Annotated in this window: 15 protein-coding genes, 2 tRNA genes and 2 rRNA genes; 3 read left to right on the top strand and 16 right to left on the bottom strand. The window is 45.9% G+C overall.

All coding sequences use genetic code 11. The features are described 5' to 3' along the window. Nucleotides 1-3: 3 nt before the first annotated feature. The 3 genes from ACWJJ4_RS18395 to groES all read right to left on the bottom strand — a co-directional run bounded on the left by ACWJJ4_RS18395 (nt 4) and on the right by groES (nt 4575). Nucleotides 4-2289, bottom strand: a complete 2286-nt coding sequence (locus tag ACWJJ4_RS18395; protein WP_146283768.1) for a glycoside hydrolase domain-containing protein — start codon at nt 2287-2289, stop codon at nt 4-6. A gap of 325 nt (nt 2290-2614) precedes the next feature. Continuing rightward, nucleotides 2615-4249 (bottom strand): chaperonin GroEL, encoded by a 1635-nt coding sequence (groL, locus tag ACWJJ4_RS18390; RefSeq protein WP_003155941.1) that lies wholly within the window; start codon nt 4247-4249, stop codon nt 2615-2617. Between the two features lie 41 nt (nt 4250-4290). Next, the gene (gene groES / locus ACWJJ4_RS18385; RefSeq protein ID WP_003155970.1) at nt 4291-4575 is read right to left on the bottom strand and encodes a co-chaperone GroES; all 285 of its coding nucleotides are present in this window, start codon (nt 4573-4575) and stop codon (nt 4291-4293) included. Between the two features lie 236 nt (nt 4576-4811). Here groES and ACWJJ4_RS18380 point away from each other — a divergent pair, with 236 nt between their 5' ends. Together ACWJJ4_RS18380 and ACWJJ4_RS18375 are read left to right on the top strand one after the other, a co-directional pair. After that, nucleotides 4812-5546, top strand: coding sequence for a CPBP family intramembrane glutamic endopeptidase (locus ACWJJ4_RS18380; RefSeq protein WP_003155972.1), 735 nt, complete (start codon nt 4812-4814; stop codon nt 5544-5546). Then, on the top strand, nt 5543-5734 hold the full coding sequence (locus tag ACWJJ4_RS18375) for a YdiK family protein (protein ID WP_003155975.1): 192 nt from the start codon (nt 5543-5545) through the stop codon (nt 5732-5734). Before ACWJJ4_RS18380 ends, ACWJJ4_RS18375 begins: the two co-directional genes overlap by 4 nt. 41 nt (nt 5735-5775) lie before the next feature. On the opposite strand, the gene tatC is transcribed toward ACWJJ4_RS18375, so the two are convergent. Genes tatC through moaC form a run of 4 tightly spaced genes read right to left on the bottom strand, consistent with a single transcriptional unit; the run spans nt 5776 to nt 7886 of the window. Further along, entirely contained in the window at nt 5776-6534 is a 759-nt protein-coding gene (gene tatC, locus ACWJJ4_RS18370) for a twin-arginine translocase subunit TatC (RefSeq protein ID WP_088005343.1), read from the bottom strand. A 6-nt stretch (nt 6535-6540) separates the two neighbouring features. Next, a complete protein-coding gene (locus ACWJJ4_RS18365; protein ID WP_003155981.1) occupies nt 6541-6711 on the bottom strand; it encodes a twin-arginine translocase TatA/TatE family subunit in 171 nt (56 codons plus the stop codon). A gap of 18 nt (nt 6712-6729) precedes the next feature. Next, nucleotides 6730-7377, bottom strand: coding sequence for a redox-sensing transcriptional repressor Rex (locus ACWJJ4_RS18360; RefSeq protein ID WP_003155984.1), 648 nt, complete (start codon nt 7375-7377; stop codon nt 6730-6732). Beyond that, nucleotides 7374-7886, bottom strand: coding sequence for a cyclic pyranopterin monophosphate synthase MoaC (moaC, locus tag ACWJJ4_RS18355; protein WP_003155986.1), 513 nt, complete (start codon nt 7884-7886; stop codon nt 7374-7376). The genes ACWJJ4_RS18360 and moaC overlap by 4 nt, the downstream gene beginning before the upstream one ends. Before the next feature lie 139 nt (nt 7887-8025). Between moaC and ACWJJ4_RS18350 the strand changes: the two genes are divergently transcribed. Further along, nucleotides 8026-9954 carry an ABC-F family ATP-binding cassette domain-containing protein gene (locus ACWJJ4_RS18350; protein WP_020953910.1) on the top strand — a complete coding sequence of 643 codons (1929 nt, stop codon included), beginning with the start codon at nt 8026-8028 and terminating at the stop codon, nt 9952-9954. Nucleotides 9955-10179: 225 nt separating this feature from the next. On the opposite strand, the gene tsaD is transcribed toward ACWJJ4_RS18350, so the two are convergent. The 9 genes from tsaD to ACWJJ4_RS18305 form a co-directional block, all read right to left on the bottom strand. Continuing rightward, nucleotides 10180-11220 (bottom strand): tRNA (adenosine(37)-N6)-threonylcarbamoyltransferase complex transferase subunit TsaD, encoded by a 1041-nt coding sequence (gene tsaD, locus ACWJJ4_RS18345; RefSeq protein WP_454021859.1) that lies wholly within the window; start codon nt 11218-11220, stop codon nt 10180-10182. Beyond that, a complete protein-coding gene (rimI, locus tag ACWJJ4_RS18340) occupies nt 11213-11668 on the bottom strand; it encodes a ribosomal protein S18-alanine N-acetyltransferase (protein WP_003155993.1) in 456 nt (151 codons plus the stop codon). Before rimI ends, tsaD begins: the two co-directional genes overlap by 8 nt. 10 nt (nt 11669-11678) lie before the next feature. After that, nucleotides 11679-12368: a tRNA (adenosine(37)-N6)-threonylcarbamoyltransferase complex dimerization subunit type 1 TsaB gene (gene tsaB / locus ACWJJ4_RS18335; protein ID WP_071391371.1), complete on the bottom strand. Its 690-nt coding sequence runs from the start codon at nt 12366-12368 to the stop codon at nt 11679-11681. Then, nucleotides 12349-12825 (bottom strand): tRNA (adenosine(37)-N6)-threonylcarbamoyltransferase complex ATPase subunit type 1 TsaE, encoded by a 477-nt coding sequence (tsaE, locus tag ACWJJ4_RS18330; RefSeq protein WP_003155999.1) that lies wholly within the window; start codon nt 12823-12825, stop codon nt 12349-12351. The genes tsaB and tsaE overlap by 20 nt, the downstream gene beginning before the upstream one ends. Nucleotides 12826-12840: 15 nt before the next feature. Next, nucleotides 12841-13818, bottom strand: a complete 978-nt coding sequence (thiL, locus tag ACWJJ4_RS18325) for a thiamine-phosphate kinase (RefSeq protein ID WP_146283770.1) — start codon at nt 13816-13818, stop codon at nt 12841-12843. 182 nt (nt 13819-14000) lie between these two features. Next, nucleotides 14001-14077: transfer RNA gene (locus ACWJJ4_RS18320), tRNA-Asp, on the bottom strand. Between the two features lie 10 nt (nt 14078-14087). After that, nucleotides 14088-14164 (bottom strand) — tRNA-Met (locus ACWJJ4_RS18315). Between the two features lie 19 nt (nt 14165-14183). Then, nucleotides 14184-14299, bottom strand: a 5S ribosomal RNA gene (gene rrf / locus ACWJJ4_RS18310). 50 nt (nt 14300-14349) lie between these two features. Then, nucleotides 14350-17279: ribosomal RNA gene (locus tag ACWJJ4_RS18305) — 23S ribosomal RNA — on the bottom strand. Between the last annotated feature and the right edge of the window lie 81 nt (nt 17280-17360).

Raw genomic sequence — 17360 nt, 5'->3', positions numbered from 1 at the left:
TAATTATTCAAATTTTATTTTTTGTTTAAGGCAATCTGCAAATGCTTGTGCAATTACTTGACCATCCTCTTGGGTATAATTCTTAACATTAAAATGATGTTTAAATTCCAAACATACAGGATTGTTGGTGTTTAAATAGTACTCTGCATCCTTAGTAACTGCTTCAAATGAATTATTAAATCTGTTTTTGAAAAATTGAGAGTATCTTCTACTATAGCCGGTAGTATAGTATTCTTCAAATACCTTGTAAACTGGTTGTGAGGTAATCCCTGTTCTTGTATTCATAGCAAGGTTAACAGCGTCTACATCTCCTAATAAATCTTGAATTCCAAATGTACCAATTTGACCTCCTATTAAATCTATTGCAGCATCATAAGTTGTTTTATAATTAGCATTATAACGAACAGTGTCTCCCCCTACTGTAATTAAATCACCTGCCCATCCTGCAAGATCTTGTATCATTCCTACAGAACTATGAATTATTGCATTAAAAGTGGCCATCATATGTGCGACATCTAGTGTCAGTTTAGAAAATGGATCTATCAGGATTCTCTTTTCTTGTCCCTTCAATACGTTATCAGCTATTTTAACAAAATCTGTGTCAATAAAATCCGCTGTTAAAATCCACAATAAACCATCATATTCATCTTTTCTTAGATACTGGGCAACTAATTCATTTGCCTGTTGAGTAATATTGCCAACCGGATTAGGTTTATTTCCTTCCTTTTCAGTAACATAATCTACTGCTGTATTATATAAAACTTTTAATTGTTCGAAGAACTTATTATTTGTTGCGGAAACAAAATTATTACTATTTTCTTTATTATAAACTATAGAATTAACGCCTTTATTCTTGCCTGATGAGATATTATTATCAATCTCTATTTTCCCAGGTCCGTCCCCTATACTCCTTGTCTTTATTTGGTCAAATGCCCAATCGGTGGGAAGTGAATAGCCACGGTTACCGCTAAATCCTGAAGACATATCACATACAAAACTGCTGACCGAATAACCGGCTGCGGCCACGCGACTACAAACATTTCTCGCGCCATAAATACCAATTTGATAACCACTATTGAGTTGGGCAAATGTCCTTTTAATTGCTTTAAAATAAGGGAGTATGCGACTGGTAACCTCACCGTCAATAGCGTCGTAATCTACAGTAAAATAAATAATAGTATTTTCTTTAAAACCAAATCCCTTAGCCGCACCAACAGCTGCTCTGGCATCGAATACCCCTTGAGTTTCTGTAAAATAAGAAGCTTGAATTGAGTTTCTCTCGTAAATTGGAAATACGCTAAGCCCTGCAGCAAATATAGTCTCTAATTCAGGCAACGTCATCTGATACGATCCAGTAAGGTATCTCCCAACCGTTGTATACCCGTTGGCTTTCAAAGTTGCTGCTCTGGCAGCATTAATTGGTGTGGCACAATCACAAGCTGTTCCTTTCCTATCTTCGTCACCTTTGCTTACTAAAAGAGATGCCCAGGTCTGCATTCCAGCTACTCCATCGGCAGGTAATGCTGAAAACTTTTGAAAATTAATAAGTGCTGTTCTCATATTTTCATCGAAGATACCATCAAATCTTCCTGGATCACGATTATTACAGTACAAAGCATATTGTAAGAGCTTTACTAAATTAGCTTTTGTGCTACCCATTGAGATTGTCGGGCATTTTGATTTTGTAGCAGGTCCAAATGTTCCAGTTGGTTCTGCTATTCCTTCTTCGACCTGGAGTGCATAAATTAAAGCCTCATTAGTTTGTCGGGAGTATCTACCGTCACATGGATTAAGGCCAGTGACCTTATAATATTTCCGATTCAACTCTTGTTGAATATTACGAATTTTGGCATCTCCTACATTTACAAAAGCGTCCATATTTAATAACGCTTTAAAGATTATAGGAGTTGCAATTCCATCTTGGTTAGACAACCCTGCATCAGTTTGAAATTTTTTTATAGCAGCCTTTGTACCATCACCATAGGTTCCTGTAAAACCAGTTGGATTATATCCCTTGCAATACAATGCACCTTGAAGAATCATAATTTCATTTCTTGTTTTTTCATTCGAAGAATTAGATTTAGTTGATAATGTAGGACATTTTGCCATAGTAGCTGGTCCAAATGTTCCAGTAGTTGACGTAATTCCTTCTTCAATTTGTAATCCTGTAATCAAAGCTTCAATCACAGGCCACCCTGTTTTTCCATTTTCATCAATTTTCACATAACCTGGCTTGTTCAAGTAAACAAGATTTACCCATTGTTGAACTTTTTGTACCATTTCATCCATTGTTTCCACTCCTTATTTTTTGTTAGTAAGGTACTTCATTTAAAAGTGGCAAACGTATGACAAAATAAGAATATCTGCTCTTACTTCAAAAGATGTAAAGAATAAAAATCAGCAAAGCGCCAATGAACATAAATCCTTTTAAAAGATTTATAACAAAATCATATGCCTTGATGCTAACTTGAATAAATTAGAATCATTTATTTGTAATTTAAGATGAATGATAGAAATAAAAAAAGTCCCTCACAAATTCATTGAACTTGTGAGAGACCTCGATATGGCATTACATCTGGCAACCCCTTATGTCCAAACAGGGATCATAATTTTTTTACATCATGCCGCCCATACCGCCCATGCCGCCCATGTCAGGCATTCCTGCGCCGCCGGCGTTTTCTTCCGGTTTGTCAGCGACAACGGCTTCAGTTGTTAAGAGCATTGCTGCTACAGAAGCTGCGTTTTGCAGGGCTGAACGTGTAACTTTTGTCGGGTCAACGATACCTTTTTCGATCATGTTTACCCATTCGCCGGTTGCAGCGTTGAAGCCTACGCCGATTTTTTCATTTTTCAGGCGCTCAACGATGACAGATCCTTCAAGTCCTGCATTGTGTGCGATTTGACGGATCGGCTCTTCAAGCGCGCGAAGCACGATGTTGATACCTGTTTGCGCATCGCCTTCAGCTTCCACTGCAGCGACTTTGTTGTATACATTGACAAGCGCTGTACCACCGCCGGATACGATACCTTCTTCAACAGCTGCGCGAGTTGAGTTGAGGGCGTCTTCGATGCGAAGTTTACGCTCTTTCAGCTCAGTTTCAGTCGCAGCGCCGACTTTGATGACAGCTACGCCGCCGGCAAGTTTCGCAAGACGCTCTTGTAATTTTTCTCTGTCGAATTCAGAAGTTGTTTCTTCCACTTGAGCGCGGATTTGGTTGACGCGAGCTGCGATTTTTTCAGTGTCGCCGGCGCCTTCTACGATTGTTGTGTTTTCTTTCGTTACTACAACTTTAGAAGCGCGTCCCAATTGTCCGATTTCAGTAGATTTCAGGTCAAGGCCTAAGTCTTCTGTGATTACTTCTCCGCCTGTAAGAACAGAGATGTCTTCAAGCATTGCTTTACGGCGGTCACCGAAGCCAGGAGCTTTAACGGCAACAGCGTTGAATGTGCCGCGAAGTTTGTTGACAACGAGTGTAGCAAGAGCTTCACCTTCAACATCTTCAGCGATCAGAAGCAATGGTTTGCCTTGCTGTACAACTTGCTCAAGCACAGGAAGGATTTCTTGAATGTTTGTGATTTTTTTGTCTGTGATTAAGATGTAAGGATTGTCAAGAACCGCTTCCATCTTATCAGAGTCAGTCACCATGTAAGGAGACGCATATCCGCGGTCGAATTGCATACCTTCCACAACTTCAAGCTCAGTTGTGAAGCCTTTAGACTCTTCGATTGTGATGACGCCGTCGTTTCCTACGCGCTCCATTGCTTCAGCGATAAGGCTTCCGACTTCCTCATCAGCAGCAGAGATCGCAGCAACCTGAGCGATAGACTCTTTGCCTTCGATCGGCTTAGAAATTTCTTTTAAGTTTTCGATTGCAACAGTTACGGCTTGTTCCATACCTTTACGTACGCCGACAGGGTTAGCTCCCGCAGTTACGTTTTTCAGGCCTTCGCGGATCATAGCCTGCGCAAGTACAGTCGCAGTCGTCGTACCGTCACCGGCAACGTCGTTTGTTTTGCTGGCTACTTCAGCTACAAGCTTCGCACCCATGTTTTCAAACGCGTCTTCAAGTTCAATTTCTTTTGCGATTGTCACACCGTCATTTGTAATTAACGGAGAACCGAATTTTTTCTCCAGAACCACGTTACGTCCTTTTGGCCCTAAAGTTACTTTTACAGCGTCAGCAAGCGCATCGACACCGCGAAGCATAGCGCGGCGTGCTTCTTCACTAAACTTAATATCTTTTGCCATGTTAACGAAACCTCCTCGAATTTTTAAAAATATTTATTTGCTTAGCCGATTACAGCTAAAATGTCGCTTTCACGTAAGATTAAGTATTCAGTACCTTCGTATTTCACTTCAGTACCGGCGTATTTTGAGAAGATAATGCGGTCGCCCTCTTTTACTTCTAAAGCAACGCGCTCTCCGCTTTCCAACACGCGACCTGAACCGGCTGCCACGATTTTGCCTTCTTGCGGCTTTTCTTTTGCAGAATCCGGTAATACGATTCCGCTGGCAGTTTTTTCTTCAGATTCTACGAGTTCAATGACAACGCGATCACCTAATGGCTTTAACAATGTAATAACCTCCTCAATAGTATGAATATGTAATTTTAGCACTCAGCTCTAAAGAGTGCTAACACAGTTATTATAATAAAGAATCTCACTTCCAATTTCAAGTCATAAGAATAAAAAATTTTCACGCTTACATGATTCTCTCTCGCACTGATTTTCTCCTTTTTTCACGTCAAGTTCACTTGTGTTACAATAAGAACAAATAAGTTGATTTTATAGGATAAAGGAGTACATATCATTTGAGAAAACAGTATTGGTATATCATTTTGACATATGTTATCATGCAGCTTTCCGCATTGATCGGCATTCCTTTAATGTACAAATTCGGCTATGCGGGCGGGCACCCTACGAATGCGAATCTCACCATGGCTCAGGGGATTTATTCCGTCGTAAGCTTTTTTATCTGCCTGATTATCGTTCTCTTGATTTTGAGAACCGCGCCGAAACAGACATTAAGAAACGGGAAGAAAGCATCCGCCGGCATGTCCGTTCTCTGGGCGGTCGCGGGAATATGGCTCGCTTTATTTTCTCAGGGAATCGCCGGGATGATTGAGCAGTATGTCTTTCATGTGGGCAGCGGTTCCGAAAACACGAAAGCCATTCTTAACATTATTAAAGCCATGCCGCTCATGATTATCGTTTCTTCTATCGTCGGGCCGATTCTTGAAGAAATCATTTTCCGGAAGATCATCTTCGGTGTATTATATGAAAAAACGAATTTCTTTATCGCCGGACTGATCAGTTCCGTCATTTTCGGCATTGTGCATCAAGACCTCACGCACCTGCTGCTGTATACGGCCATGGGCTTTACCTTTGCGTTCTTGTATGTGCAGACGAAACGGATTATTGTGCCGATATTCGCCCATGTCATGATGAATACCATTGTCGTGGTCATGCAGCTCGGCCCCGCCCAAAAATATATTGAACAGCATAGTGAGCAAATGCAATTAATTATTGGAGGATTGTTTGTATGAGGAACCCAATGACTTGGGGCTTGATTTATTTCGCAGTCGGCTGTATCTTTACGTATTTGGCCGCAAGCTCTCCGGGAAGCATGTGGTCTTTTTATTCCATACTGCTGATGGTTTTCGCCGCTTATAATATCAGCATCTCGTTTAAAATGTTCGCCTTCTCATTTAAAGTGAAGAAAAATCAAAAATAATAAAAGAAAAGCCATTTCTCATCATTGAGAAATGGCTTTTTTTATGCTGATACGTCCTGGTCAGATTCACTGCCGGTCTGCCTTTTCCGATACGCCGCTTTTGAAATCAGGATACTGATCTCGTATAAAATGCAAAGCGGAATGGTAATCATCAAGTGAGACAGCAGCTCAGGCGGCGCAATCATCGCGGCGATCACGAGCAGCACAAAATATGCGTACTTCCTGATCTTCGATAAAAACATCGGCGTGATAACACCGAGTCTCGTTAAAAACATGATCAGCACCGGCATCTGAAACAGCAGCCCGAACGGAATCGTCAGCTGCAGCAGAAAATGAAAGTATTCGGTGATCCCGATCACCTGGTTGACATCCAGGTCATTCGAGACCCGCTTCATAAAATCAACGACCAGCGGAAATAAAATATAATAAGAAAACGACACACCGCCGACAAACAGCACGATCGAAATCGGAATATAGCTGAGTGTTACTTTGCGCTCCTTCTCATACAGACCCGGACTGACAAACGCCCAAATCTGATAGAGAATAATCGGCGAAGTCAAAATGATGCCGATGATAAACGCGAACTGCAAAAAGATAAACAGCGGATCCGTCAGGTTAAAAGCATTAAGGGTGAGCTCTTTTACTTCATCGGCTTTTTGAAGATACACAATGATAGGTTTTGCCAGAAAAAAGCCGGCAATAAAGAAAACCGTAAAGGATAACGCCACAATCAGCAATCGTTTCCGAAGTTCGGCAATATGCTCCACAAGCGTCATTTGATTCACTCTCATACGCGTCATCCTATCTTACTGTTCTTCTTTCTTTTTTTCCTCTTCTTCACCGGCTAATCCCTTAGTAGCGTTCTTAAATTCACGAAGCGTGTCCCCCGCCGCTTTTCCTAATTCGGGAAGCTTCTTCGGACCGAAAATAATCACCGCCACCACACCGATAACCGCCAGGCTTCCAGGACCGATCATGTGCAGCTCCTCCTTTCGCTATTCAATTTCTTCCAAAACAGAATAATGCTTTAAGAAATAAACCAATGATTGAAGCTCTACTGCTAAATCTATATGATGAATTCGAATGTGATCCGGCACATTCAAACGGGCCGGCGTAAAGTTAAGGATTCCCTTGATTCCGAGCGACACGAGCCGGTCGGTGATTGACTGGGCGGCAACCGCCGGAACGGTAAGAATCGCCACGGGTTCATCCTTTATGTGAAGCTCTAAATCATTAAGATCAAAGACAGGCACACCGCCTACCTCAGTTCCTATTTTACTCTGATTCACATCAAAAGCCATAGATATTTTTGTGTTATTATTTTTTGTGAAATTATAGTGAAGAAACGCCGTCCCCAAATTCCCGACACCGATCAAAATGACGTTCGTCGTTTCATCCTGATCCAGTGTTTTTCTGAAAAATGACAGCAGGTAATCCACATTATAGCCGTATCCTTTTTTGCCGAGCGCCCCGAAATAGGAAAAATCCCGGCGGATCGTGGCCGAATCGACTTTTACCGCATCGCTCAGTTCAGCCGATGAAACGCGCTGCTTTCCTGACGCGTGTAAATTCTTTAAAAAGCGATAATAAAGCGGCAGCCGTTTTGCCGTCGCCTGTGGAATTTTTGATTGATCCTTGTTCATGATTGGTCCTCCACTTTATACTCAGATGCATCTCTTTTAAAATCACCGTTTTTGCCTCCTGTTTTTTCCATGAGGCAGGTCGGGCCGATGACCATTCCTTTATCCAGCGCCTTGCACATGTCATACACGGTCAAAGCGCAGACTGAAGCGGAAGTTAGCGCTTCCATTTCCACACCTGTACTCCCTTTCGTTTTTACGCTTGCCTGTATATGAAGAACGGCTTCGGAATCCTTTTCCTCCCAGCCGAATGAAATGTCGACGCTGCTTAAAGAAAGCGGGTGGCACATCGGGATAATCGCTGACGTCTGCTTTGCGGCCATAATTCCTGCCACCTGTGCGACAGCCAGCACGTCTCCTTTTCCGATCTCGCGGTTTTTGATTCTGCTGTACACGTCATGTTTCATGTGTACGCTGGATATCGCAGCGGCAGTACGGACTGTTGAAGATTTATCGCTTATATCCACCATGCGGGCACGGCCTTCTTCATTAAAATGAGAAAATCCATTCATATTTAAACTCTCCTTACTTCTGATCATACACTATTTTCTCCCTGATGTCTTATCCTATAATGTTCCAATTCTGATGTATTGTTTGCTGACAGCAGGTTGATAAGCTACACTTAACTTATTATAACAGAGGTGAAATAATATGATGATCTTACAAATTAATCAGCTATCCAAATCTTTTGGCGCTGATCCTATTTTAAACAATATAAAGCTTGAAGTCAGATCTCGGGATCGCATCGCCATAGTAGGCAGAAACGGAGCCGGCAAATCAACTCTCCTTAAAATTATCGCAGGTCACCTTTCATATGAAAAGGGTGAATTAATCAAACCGAAAGAATTAACGATGGGATATCTTGCCCAGCACACAGGCTTGGAATCCCAGCTTACCATAAAAGAAGAACTGCTGAGCGTTTTTGATTTCCTGAAAGCAATGGAAAAAGAGATGCGCTCTATTGAAGAAAAGATGGCCACGGCCGCCCCGGCGGAGCTTGAGACGCTGATGAAAACCTATGACAGGCTTCAGCAGGATTTCAAGGATAAAGGCGGCTATCAATATGAAGCGGACGTCCGATCTATCCTTCACGGCCTCGGCTTCGGAAAATTTGACGATTCCGTGAAAGTGCAAAGCCTGAGCGGCGGTCAGAAAACAAGGCTTGCGCTCGGAAAACTGCTGCTGACCCAGCCTGATCTGCTTATTCTGGATGAACCGACGAACCATCTCGACATCGATACGCTTACATGGCTTGAGCATTATTTACAGGGATATTCAGGCGCAATCCTGATCGTTTCCCACGACAGATACTTTCTTGATAAAGTCGTCAGCCAAGTGTACGAGGTCTCACGGACAGAAAGCAAAAAATACCTCGGCAACTACAGCGCCTATTTAGAACAAAAAGCTGAGCAGTATGAGAAAGACCTGAAGCTGTATGAAAAACAGCAGGACGAAATCGCCAAGCTTCAAGATTTTGTCGACCGCAATCTGGCCAGAGCTTCTACAACGAAAAGAGCCCAAAGCAGACGAAAACAGCTTGAACGGATGGACGTCATGGCAAAGCCGCTCGGGGATGAGAAATCCGCCGCCTTCCGTTTTGACATTACAAAACAGAGCGGAAACGACGTCCTGCGCGTACAGGATGTTTCCATCAGCTATGACGGCCAGCCGCCGCTCTTGAAAAACCTGACCTTCGGCATTACAAGAGGCGAAAGCGCCGCCCTCGTCGGACCGAACGGAATCGGCAAATCAACCTTGCTGAAAACGATTATGAATACAATCAGTCCGGAATCCGGGTCGATCACGTACGGTTCCAATGTCACAATCGGCTATTACGATCAGGAGCAGGCTGAACTGACCTCGTCCAAACGCGTGCTGGACGAGCTGTGGGATGAATATCCGGACATGCCGGAAAAAGAGATCAGAACATGCCTCGGCAACTTTCTGTTCAGCGGAGACGATGTCCTGAAACCGGTCCGTTCGTTAAGCGGCGGTGAGAAAGCAAGAGTCGCGCTTGCCAAGCTGATGCTTCAAAAAGCAAATTTTCTCATCCTTGATGAGCCGACAAACCACCTTGACCTGGACAGTAAAGAGGTGCTGGAAAACGCCCTGATCGACTACCCGGGAACACTGTTATTTGTATCGCATGACCGCTACTTTATTAACAGGATCGCCACAAGAGTGCTGGAGCTGTCACCTGATCATGCAGAAGAATATTTGGGAGACTATGACTATTACACCGAGAAAAAAGCACAGCAGCTGGAACTGGAAGAAATGAAGCGGCAGGAAAAGGAGCAGGCTCAGCCTGCCGGCAAGGTCAAACAGGATACGAAAAGAACTTACGAGGAAGAAAAAGAATGGAAGAAGAAAGAACGGCAGCGCCTGAGACGCATTGAAGAAATCGAAGCGGCCGTCTCATCCGCCGAAGAGAAAATCAGTGCCAATGAGGAGCTGCTGTGCGATCCTGACGTGTATCAGGATCATGAAAAAGTACAGACCATTCACGCGGAGAATGAAGCCCTGAATCAAGAGCTCGAAAACTTATTAGCAGAATGGGAGGAACTCTCCTCAGAAGAATAGAAAAAGTCAAGCACCTCTTTAAGGGGTGCTTTTTTATCCACAGCTATCCTCCTTGTCAGCCATTTAAGCAAGCGCTTTATACACACTATCCACAAAATTTTCTGACTTTATCCACTTTACTAACAACTTACAGTCCCTTATCCAGACTGGATTTCTGAATATATTCACAATCCTGTGGATATATTAGAATTATCTGTTAATAAGTAAAAAAAAAAGCCTCACGTTTTACAACGTGAGACGATCAAAGGATGTTAATTCCAAACCGGGCTGTCCGTTCATATCGTACGAGCCCCGGATCCCCTTTTCAAAAGCAACGGTTCCGGCAGCCGCAATCATCGCTGCATTGTCCGTGCATAAAGAAATCGGCGGGATGATAAGCTCGGGATCTCCCGAATGGCTGAATTCCCGCTGCAGTGCGGCTCTCAGCCCTTTGTTAGCGGCTACGCCTCCTGCAAGCAGCACTTGTTTAACCCCGTATTCTTTCGCGGCCTTAGAGGTTTTTGCCGTCAGTACATCAATGACACTCTGCTGAAAGCTTGCGGCAAGATCCTCCGGAGGAATCACCTCATTTTTTTGCGAGGCGTTATGAAGCGTGTTAATCACGGCTGATTTCAGGCCGCTGAAGCTGAAATTGTAAGACCCTTCTTCCAGCCACGCACGCGGAAGCGGAATGGAATCCGTTCCCGCAGCAGCCAGCTTATCAATCTGCGGCCCTCCCGGATAAGGAAGCCCCATCGTTCTTGCCACTTTGTCGTAAGCTTCGCCTGCGGCATCATCCAGCGTTTCACCGATAACCTCGAATGAACCGTGCTCTTTCATATAAACCAATTCCGTATGTCCGCCTGACACAACCAAAGCAAGCGCCGGGAACTGAAGCTCTCCTATCAGCCTGTTTGCATAGATATGGCCCGCAATGTGATGGACGCCGACTAACGGTATTTGATGGGCAAAGCTTAACGCCTTTGCCGCATTGACCCCGATTAACAGGGCTCCGACAAGTCCGGGTCCTTCCGTTACGGCAATCGCATCAAGATCATCAAAGCCCATCTCCGCCTTTGAAAGAGCTTCCTCAATCACAAGGGTAATCTGCTCCACATGATGTCTGGACGCTATTTCAGGCACGACTCCGCCGAAACGTTTATGACTTTCAATTTGAGAAGCGACAACGTTTGAAATGATGTCTTTTCCGTTTTTCACGACTGAGGCCGCAGTTTCATCACAGCTTGTTTCGATTCCTAATACATAAATATCTTGTTTTTCACTCATGTAATGTCACCCACATTAATAACGCGTCTTCCCCGTTATCTGTATAGTATTGTTTTCTGATTCCTCCGGCCTGAAGACCGAATTTCTTATATAAGGATTGGGCGGGATGATTTGAGACCCTGACTTCGAGAGAGAGCCTTCTTGCCTTTTTTTCTCTGCACAATTCTATCGCAGAGCGAAACAGCGCTTCTCCCAACGATTGGCCCCGATATTCCGGCTTAATGGCTATGTTCGTAATCTGCGCGTCATCTATAATAATCCAGATTCCGCAATACCCCGCCAGACAGCCATCCTTTTCAATGACAAGGTAGTGGGCATACGGATTTTCCAAAAGCTCATGATAAAATGAATCCTTCGTCCACGGAGAAGTAAAGGATGCTGTTTCAATTTCATAAATTTGATCAATATCTTCCGGCCGCATGCTTCGAATCGCCGTTTTCGTTTTCATCCCTATCACCCTATTTTTGAGATTCCATCCATTTCGCTTCAGCCTCTGCCAGACGCAAATAATCCGGAACAAGGCTGTGGACATCCGTTTCTTCTTTTTCCAAGCCTAAAAACGCCAGCTCTGACGGCCGCGGATTATGCTGTGCAGCCGTTCCTATCACTGCTTGAGATGTCAATTCATGCAGAATGGTTTCTTCATGAATGGCTGTATCGTGTCCTAAAAATAAAACCGGAGACGCTTTTTCTTTCAGCATGCCGAGCCAATCAGTCAAAAGGACATTCTGATCAGGAAGAACGGATTGTAATCGGCCGTCCTGATATTCATAAAGTCCCGTATATACCTGTCCGCGCCGGGCATCAAATAACGGGCAGATCAGTCCTTGAAAGTGCCGTCCGTTAGCCGCCAGCACCTCCAGGCTCGAGACAGCGGAAACCGGAAGCTTCAGCGACCATGCCAATGTTTTTGCCAGCGTCACACCGATTCTGACACCTGTGTACGATCCCGGTCCTTTCGCCACCGCTATTTTCGTAAGGTCCTGCGGTGTCAGGCCGCAATCCTTCAGCAATGAATTGACAGCAGGCATCGCCCGCACGGAATGATTCTTTTTTAAATATGTAATATACTCCGCCATCACCGTTTTGTCACGAACGAGCGCGGCACCCAGCGTGTAATTTGACGTATCAATTGCCAGTATTGTCATGTTTATTTATCTCCTCACAAAGCGTTTCATACCGTGTTCCGCAAGCCGTAAAGGTAATGTCCCTTGCCTCATCACCGGCTCTCTTGATGACGATCTGCAGCCGTTCAGCAGGCAGCTGATCCTGAATTAAATGAGCCCATTCAATTAAACAGACGCCTTGTCCCTCAAAATATTCTTCAAGCCCTAAGTCTTCGCTTTCATCCTCCATACGATACACATCCATATGATATAGAGGAATCGAACCGTCATGGTATTCTTTTATAATTGTAAAAGTCGGGCTGTTTACCACTCTCGTGATTCCCAGTCCTTCGGCAAAACCCTTTGTAAAAGTCGTTTTTCCCGCGCCTAAGTCGCCTTCCAGTGTCAAAATGTCTCCCGGCTTTGCCAAAGAAGCGGCAAGCTTGGCTACGGCTTTCGTTTCTTCGGGGTTTTTCGTTCTCCATTGTAATGTCTTCAAAGTGAGTCACCCGTCTTATTTAAAATGATTGTATCCTTTTTTCTCAAGGACGATTTGTCTCTGATCATTGGCTGTCAAAAGAACACATGCTTCCTTCCGTTCAGACACCGCCCCTATCTTCGCTATCGGAATGCCTGACTGAGAGCAGTAATCAAGCAGAGAGGTCCACTCTTGCTGAGAAACCGTTCCAACCAATTCAAAATCTTCACCGCCGAATAACACCCATTTCTTCCACTCAGAATTTGCCTCAGGCAAATCCGGATGCACCGGCAGAAGTTGTTCTTCAATTTCTATCGTAACTGAACTTGCCGCAGCTATTTCATGCAGCTCACTGGCCAATCCGTCACTGATATCATTCAGAGCCGCGCGCTGAAGCTGAGAGCAGAAGCGGCCGACTTGAACTCTCGGAACGGGCCGTTTATGTTTTCGGATAAAATAATCACTCGTGTGAAAAGCAGAAGAAAGTGTTTCTCCCAACAAAAGAGACAGTCCTGCTGCGGACGAGCCGATATCCCCCGTAACAAACACAACATCTCCGGGTCTTGCCGAGCTTCGCAGACAAGCGCAATCCTTCTCAACTTCTCCGATGACAGTAACGGTAATTACGGCTTGACCGGAAGCGGAGACGGTATCTCCCCCGATCAAATCCATTTGATATAGTTTCGCCAGTTCCGCCATCCCTTCATACATTGCCTGGACGTCAGCTTTCTGCCAGCAAGAAGGAACCGCTAGAGACACCAAATAAAACTTCGGAATGCCTCCCATCGCCGCCACGTCACTAATGTTAACAGCAAGCGCTTTATAACCGATATCATGAGGAGAGGAATACTCTAATTTAAAATGGACATTCTCCACCATTGTATCAAGGCAGACAATTTGCTGCATATGGGGTGACGCTGTATAAACCGCACCATCATCACCGATCCCTACATCGACGGAAGGATGATAATGCGAATGCGGAGTAATACTGTGAATCAACTCAAACTCATCCATATATCTCCCGTCTCCCTTTCTGACGCTCTTGTGAAATACAGCTCTTTCTAGTGTATCGGATTATGTTTCAATATCCAAGACTTTAACGATATAAAAGAAAGCTTGGTTAGATACCAAGCTGCCAGCATTTAAAAGAAAACACAAAAAAAACGAAAACATGATCGTTTCGTTTACAATAAAAATGGCGGTCCGGACGGGACTCGAACCCGCGACCTCCTGCGTGACAGGCAGGCATTCTAACCAACTGAACTACCGGACCATTTAATTTTTGGTTGCGGGGGCAGGATTTGAACCTGCGACCTTCGGGTTATGAGCCCGACGAGCTACCGAACTGCTCCACCCCGCGATGATAAAATTTTAGAAAAGCTTGGCGGCGTCCTACTCTCACAGGGGGAAACCCCCGACTACCATCGGCGCTGAAGAGCTTAACTTCCGTGTTCGGCATGGGAACGGGTGTGACCTCTTCGCTATCGCCACCAAACCATTGAGAGTGTTCTCTCAAAACTAGATAACAGTAAGCATACATTCAAATTGGTTAAGTCCTCGATCGATTAGTATCTGTCAGCTCCATGTGTCGCCACACTTCCACCTCAGACCTATCAACCTGATCATCTTTCAGGGATCTTACTTCCTTGCGGAATGGGAAATCTCATCTTGAGGGGGGCTTCATGCTTAGATGCTTTCAGCACTTATCCCGTCCGCACATAGCTACCCAGCGATGCCCTTGGCAGAACAACTGGTACACCAGCGGTGCGTCCATCCCGGTCCTCTCGTACTAAGGACAGCTCCTCTCAAATTTCCTGCGCCCGCGACGGATAGGGACCGAACTGTCTCACGACGTTCTGAACCCAGCTCGCGTACCGCTTTAATGGGCGAACAGCCCAACCCTTGGGACCGACTACAGCCCCAGGATGCGATGAGCCGACATCGAGGTGCCAAACCTCCCCGTCGATGTGGACTCTTGGGGGAGATAAGCCTGTTATCCCCGGGGTAGCTTTTATCCGTTGAGCGATGGCCCTTCCATGCGGAACCACCGGATCACTAAGCCCGACTTTCGTCCCTGCTCGACTTGTAGGTCTCGCAGTCAAGCTCCCTTGTGCCTTTACACTCTGCGAATGATTTCCAACCATTCTGAGGGAACCTTTGGGCGCCTCCGTTACCTTTTAGGAGGCGACCGCCCCAGTCAAACTGCCCACCTGACACTGTCTCCCCGCCCGATAAGGGCGGCGGGTTAGAAGGTCAATACAGCCAGGGTAGTATCCCACCGATGCCTCCACCGAAGCTGGCGCTCCGGTTTCCAAGGCTCCTACCTATCCTGTACAAGCTGTACCAACATTCAATATCAGGCTGCAGTAAAGCTCCACGGGGTCTTTCCGTCCTGTCGCGGGTAACCTGCATCTTCACAGGTACTATAATTTCACCGAGTCTCTCGTTGAGACAGTGCCCAGATCGTTGCGCCTTTCGTGCGGGTCGGAACTTACCCGACAAGGAATTTCGCTACCTTAGGACCGTTATAGTTACGGCCGCCGTTTACTGGGGCTTCAATTCGCACCTTCGCTTACGCTAAGCGCTCCTCTTAACCTTCCAGCACCGGGCAGGCGTCAGCCCCTATACTTCGCCTTACGGCTTCGCAGAGACCTGTGTTTTTGCTAAACAGTCGCCTGGGCCTATTCACTGCGGCTCTCTCGGGCTTGCACCCTAACAGAGCACCCCTTCTCCCGAAGTTACGGGGTCATTTTGCCGAGTTCCTTAACGAGAGTTCTCTCGATCACCTTAGGATTCTCTCCTCGCCTACCTGTGTCGGTTTGCGGTACGGGCACCTCTCACCTCGCTAGAGGCTTTTCTTGGCAGTGTGGAATCAGGAACTTCGCTACTATAATTCGCTCGCCATCACAGCTCAGCCTTCACGGGAAACGGATTTGCCTATTTCCCAGCCTAACTGCTTGGACGCGGATATCCAATACCGCGCTTACCCTATCCTCCTGCGTCCCCCCATTGCTCAAATGGTGAGGAGGTGGTACAGGAATATCAACCTGTTATCCATCGCCTACGCCTTTCGGCCTCGGCTTAGGTCCCGACTAACCCTGAGCGGACGAGCCTTCCTCAGGAAACCTTAGGCATTCGGTGGAGGGGATTCTCACCCCTCTTTCGCTACTCATACCGGCATTCTCACTTCTAAGCGCTCCACAAGTCCTTCCGGTCTTGCTTCACAGCCCTTAGAACGCTCTCCTACCACTGTTCGAAGAACAGTCCGCAGCTTCGGTGATACGTTTAGCCCCGGTACATTTTCGGCGCAGAGTCACTCGACCAGTGAGCTATTACGCACTCTTTAAATGGTGGCTGCTTCTAAGCCAACATCCTGGTTGTCTAAGCAACTCCACATCCTTTTCCACTTAACGTATACTTTGGGACCTTAGCTGGCGGTCTGGGCTGTTTCCCTTTCGACTACGGATCTTATCACTCGCAGTCTGACTCCCAAGGATAAGTCATCGGCATTCGGAGTTTGACTGAATTCGGTAACCCGGTAGGGGCCCCTAGTCCAATCAGTGCTCTACCTCCGAGACTCTTACCTTGAGGCTAGCCCTAAAGCTATTTCGGAGAGAACCAGCTATCTCCAGGTTCGATTGGCATTTCACCCCTACCCACACCTCATCCCCGCACTTTTCAACGTGCGTGGGTTCGGGCCTCCATTCAGTGTTACCTGAACTTCACCCTGGACATGGGTAGATCACCTGGTTTCGGGTCTACGACCACGTACTCAATTCGCCCTATTCAGACTCGCTTTCGCTGCGGCTCCGCATCTTCTGCTTAACCTTGCACGGGATCGTAACTCGCCGGTTCATTCTACAAAAGGCACGCCATCACCCGTTAACGGGCTCTGACTACTTGTAGGCACACGGTTTCAGGATCTCTTTCACTCCCCTTCCGGGGTGCTTTTCACCTTTCCCTCACGGTACTGGTTCACTATCGGTCACTAGGGAGTATTTAGCCTTGGGAGATGGTCCTCCCGGATTCCGACGGAATTTCACGTGTTCCGCCGTACTCAGGATCCACTCAGGAGAGAACGAAGTTTTGACTACAGGGCTGTTACCTCCTATGGCGGGCCTTTCCAGACCTCTTCATCTACCTCGTTCCTTTGTAACTCCGTACAGAGTGTCCTACAACCCCAAGAGGCAAGCCTCTTGGTTTGGGCTGGTCCCGTTTCGCTCGCCGCTACTCAGGGAATCGCATTTGCTTTCTCTTCCTCCGGGTACTTAGATGTTTCAGTTCCCCGGGTCTGCCTTCTCATATCCTATGTATTCAGATATGGATACCACTCCATTACGAGTGGTGGGTTTCCCCATTCGGAAATCTCCGGATCAAAGCTTGCTTACAGCTCCCCGAAGCATATCGGTGTTCGTCCCGTCCTTCATCGGCTCCTAGTGCCAAGGCATCCACCGTGCGCCCTTTCTAACTTAACCGTTAAAAAGAATCACTACGTGATATCTTGCATTACTAATTGAATGTGAATTACTTCTGTTATCTAGTTTTCAAAGAACAAC

The sequence above is a fragment of the Bacillus sp. JK62 genome, assembly GCF_053663455.1.
The sequence above is the reverse complement of the archived record's forward strand: the minus strand, read 5'-3'. Positions and strand labels throughout refer to the sequence as shown.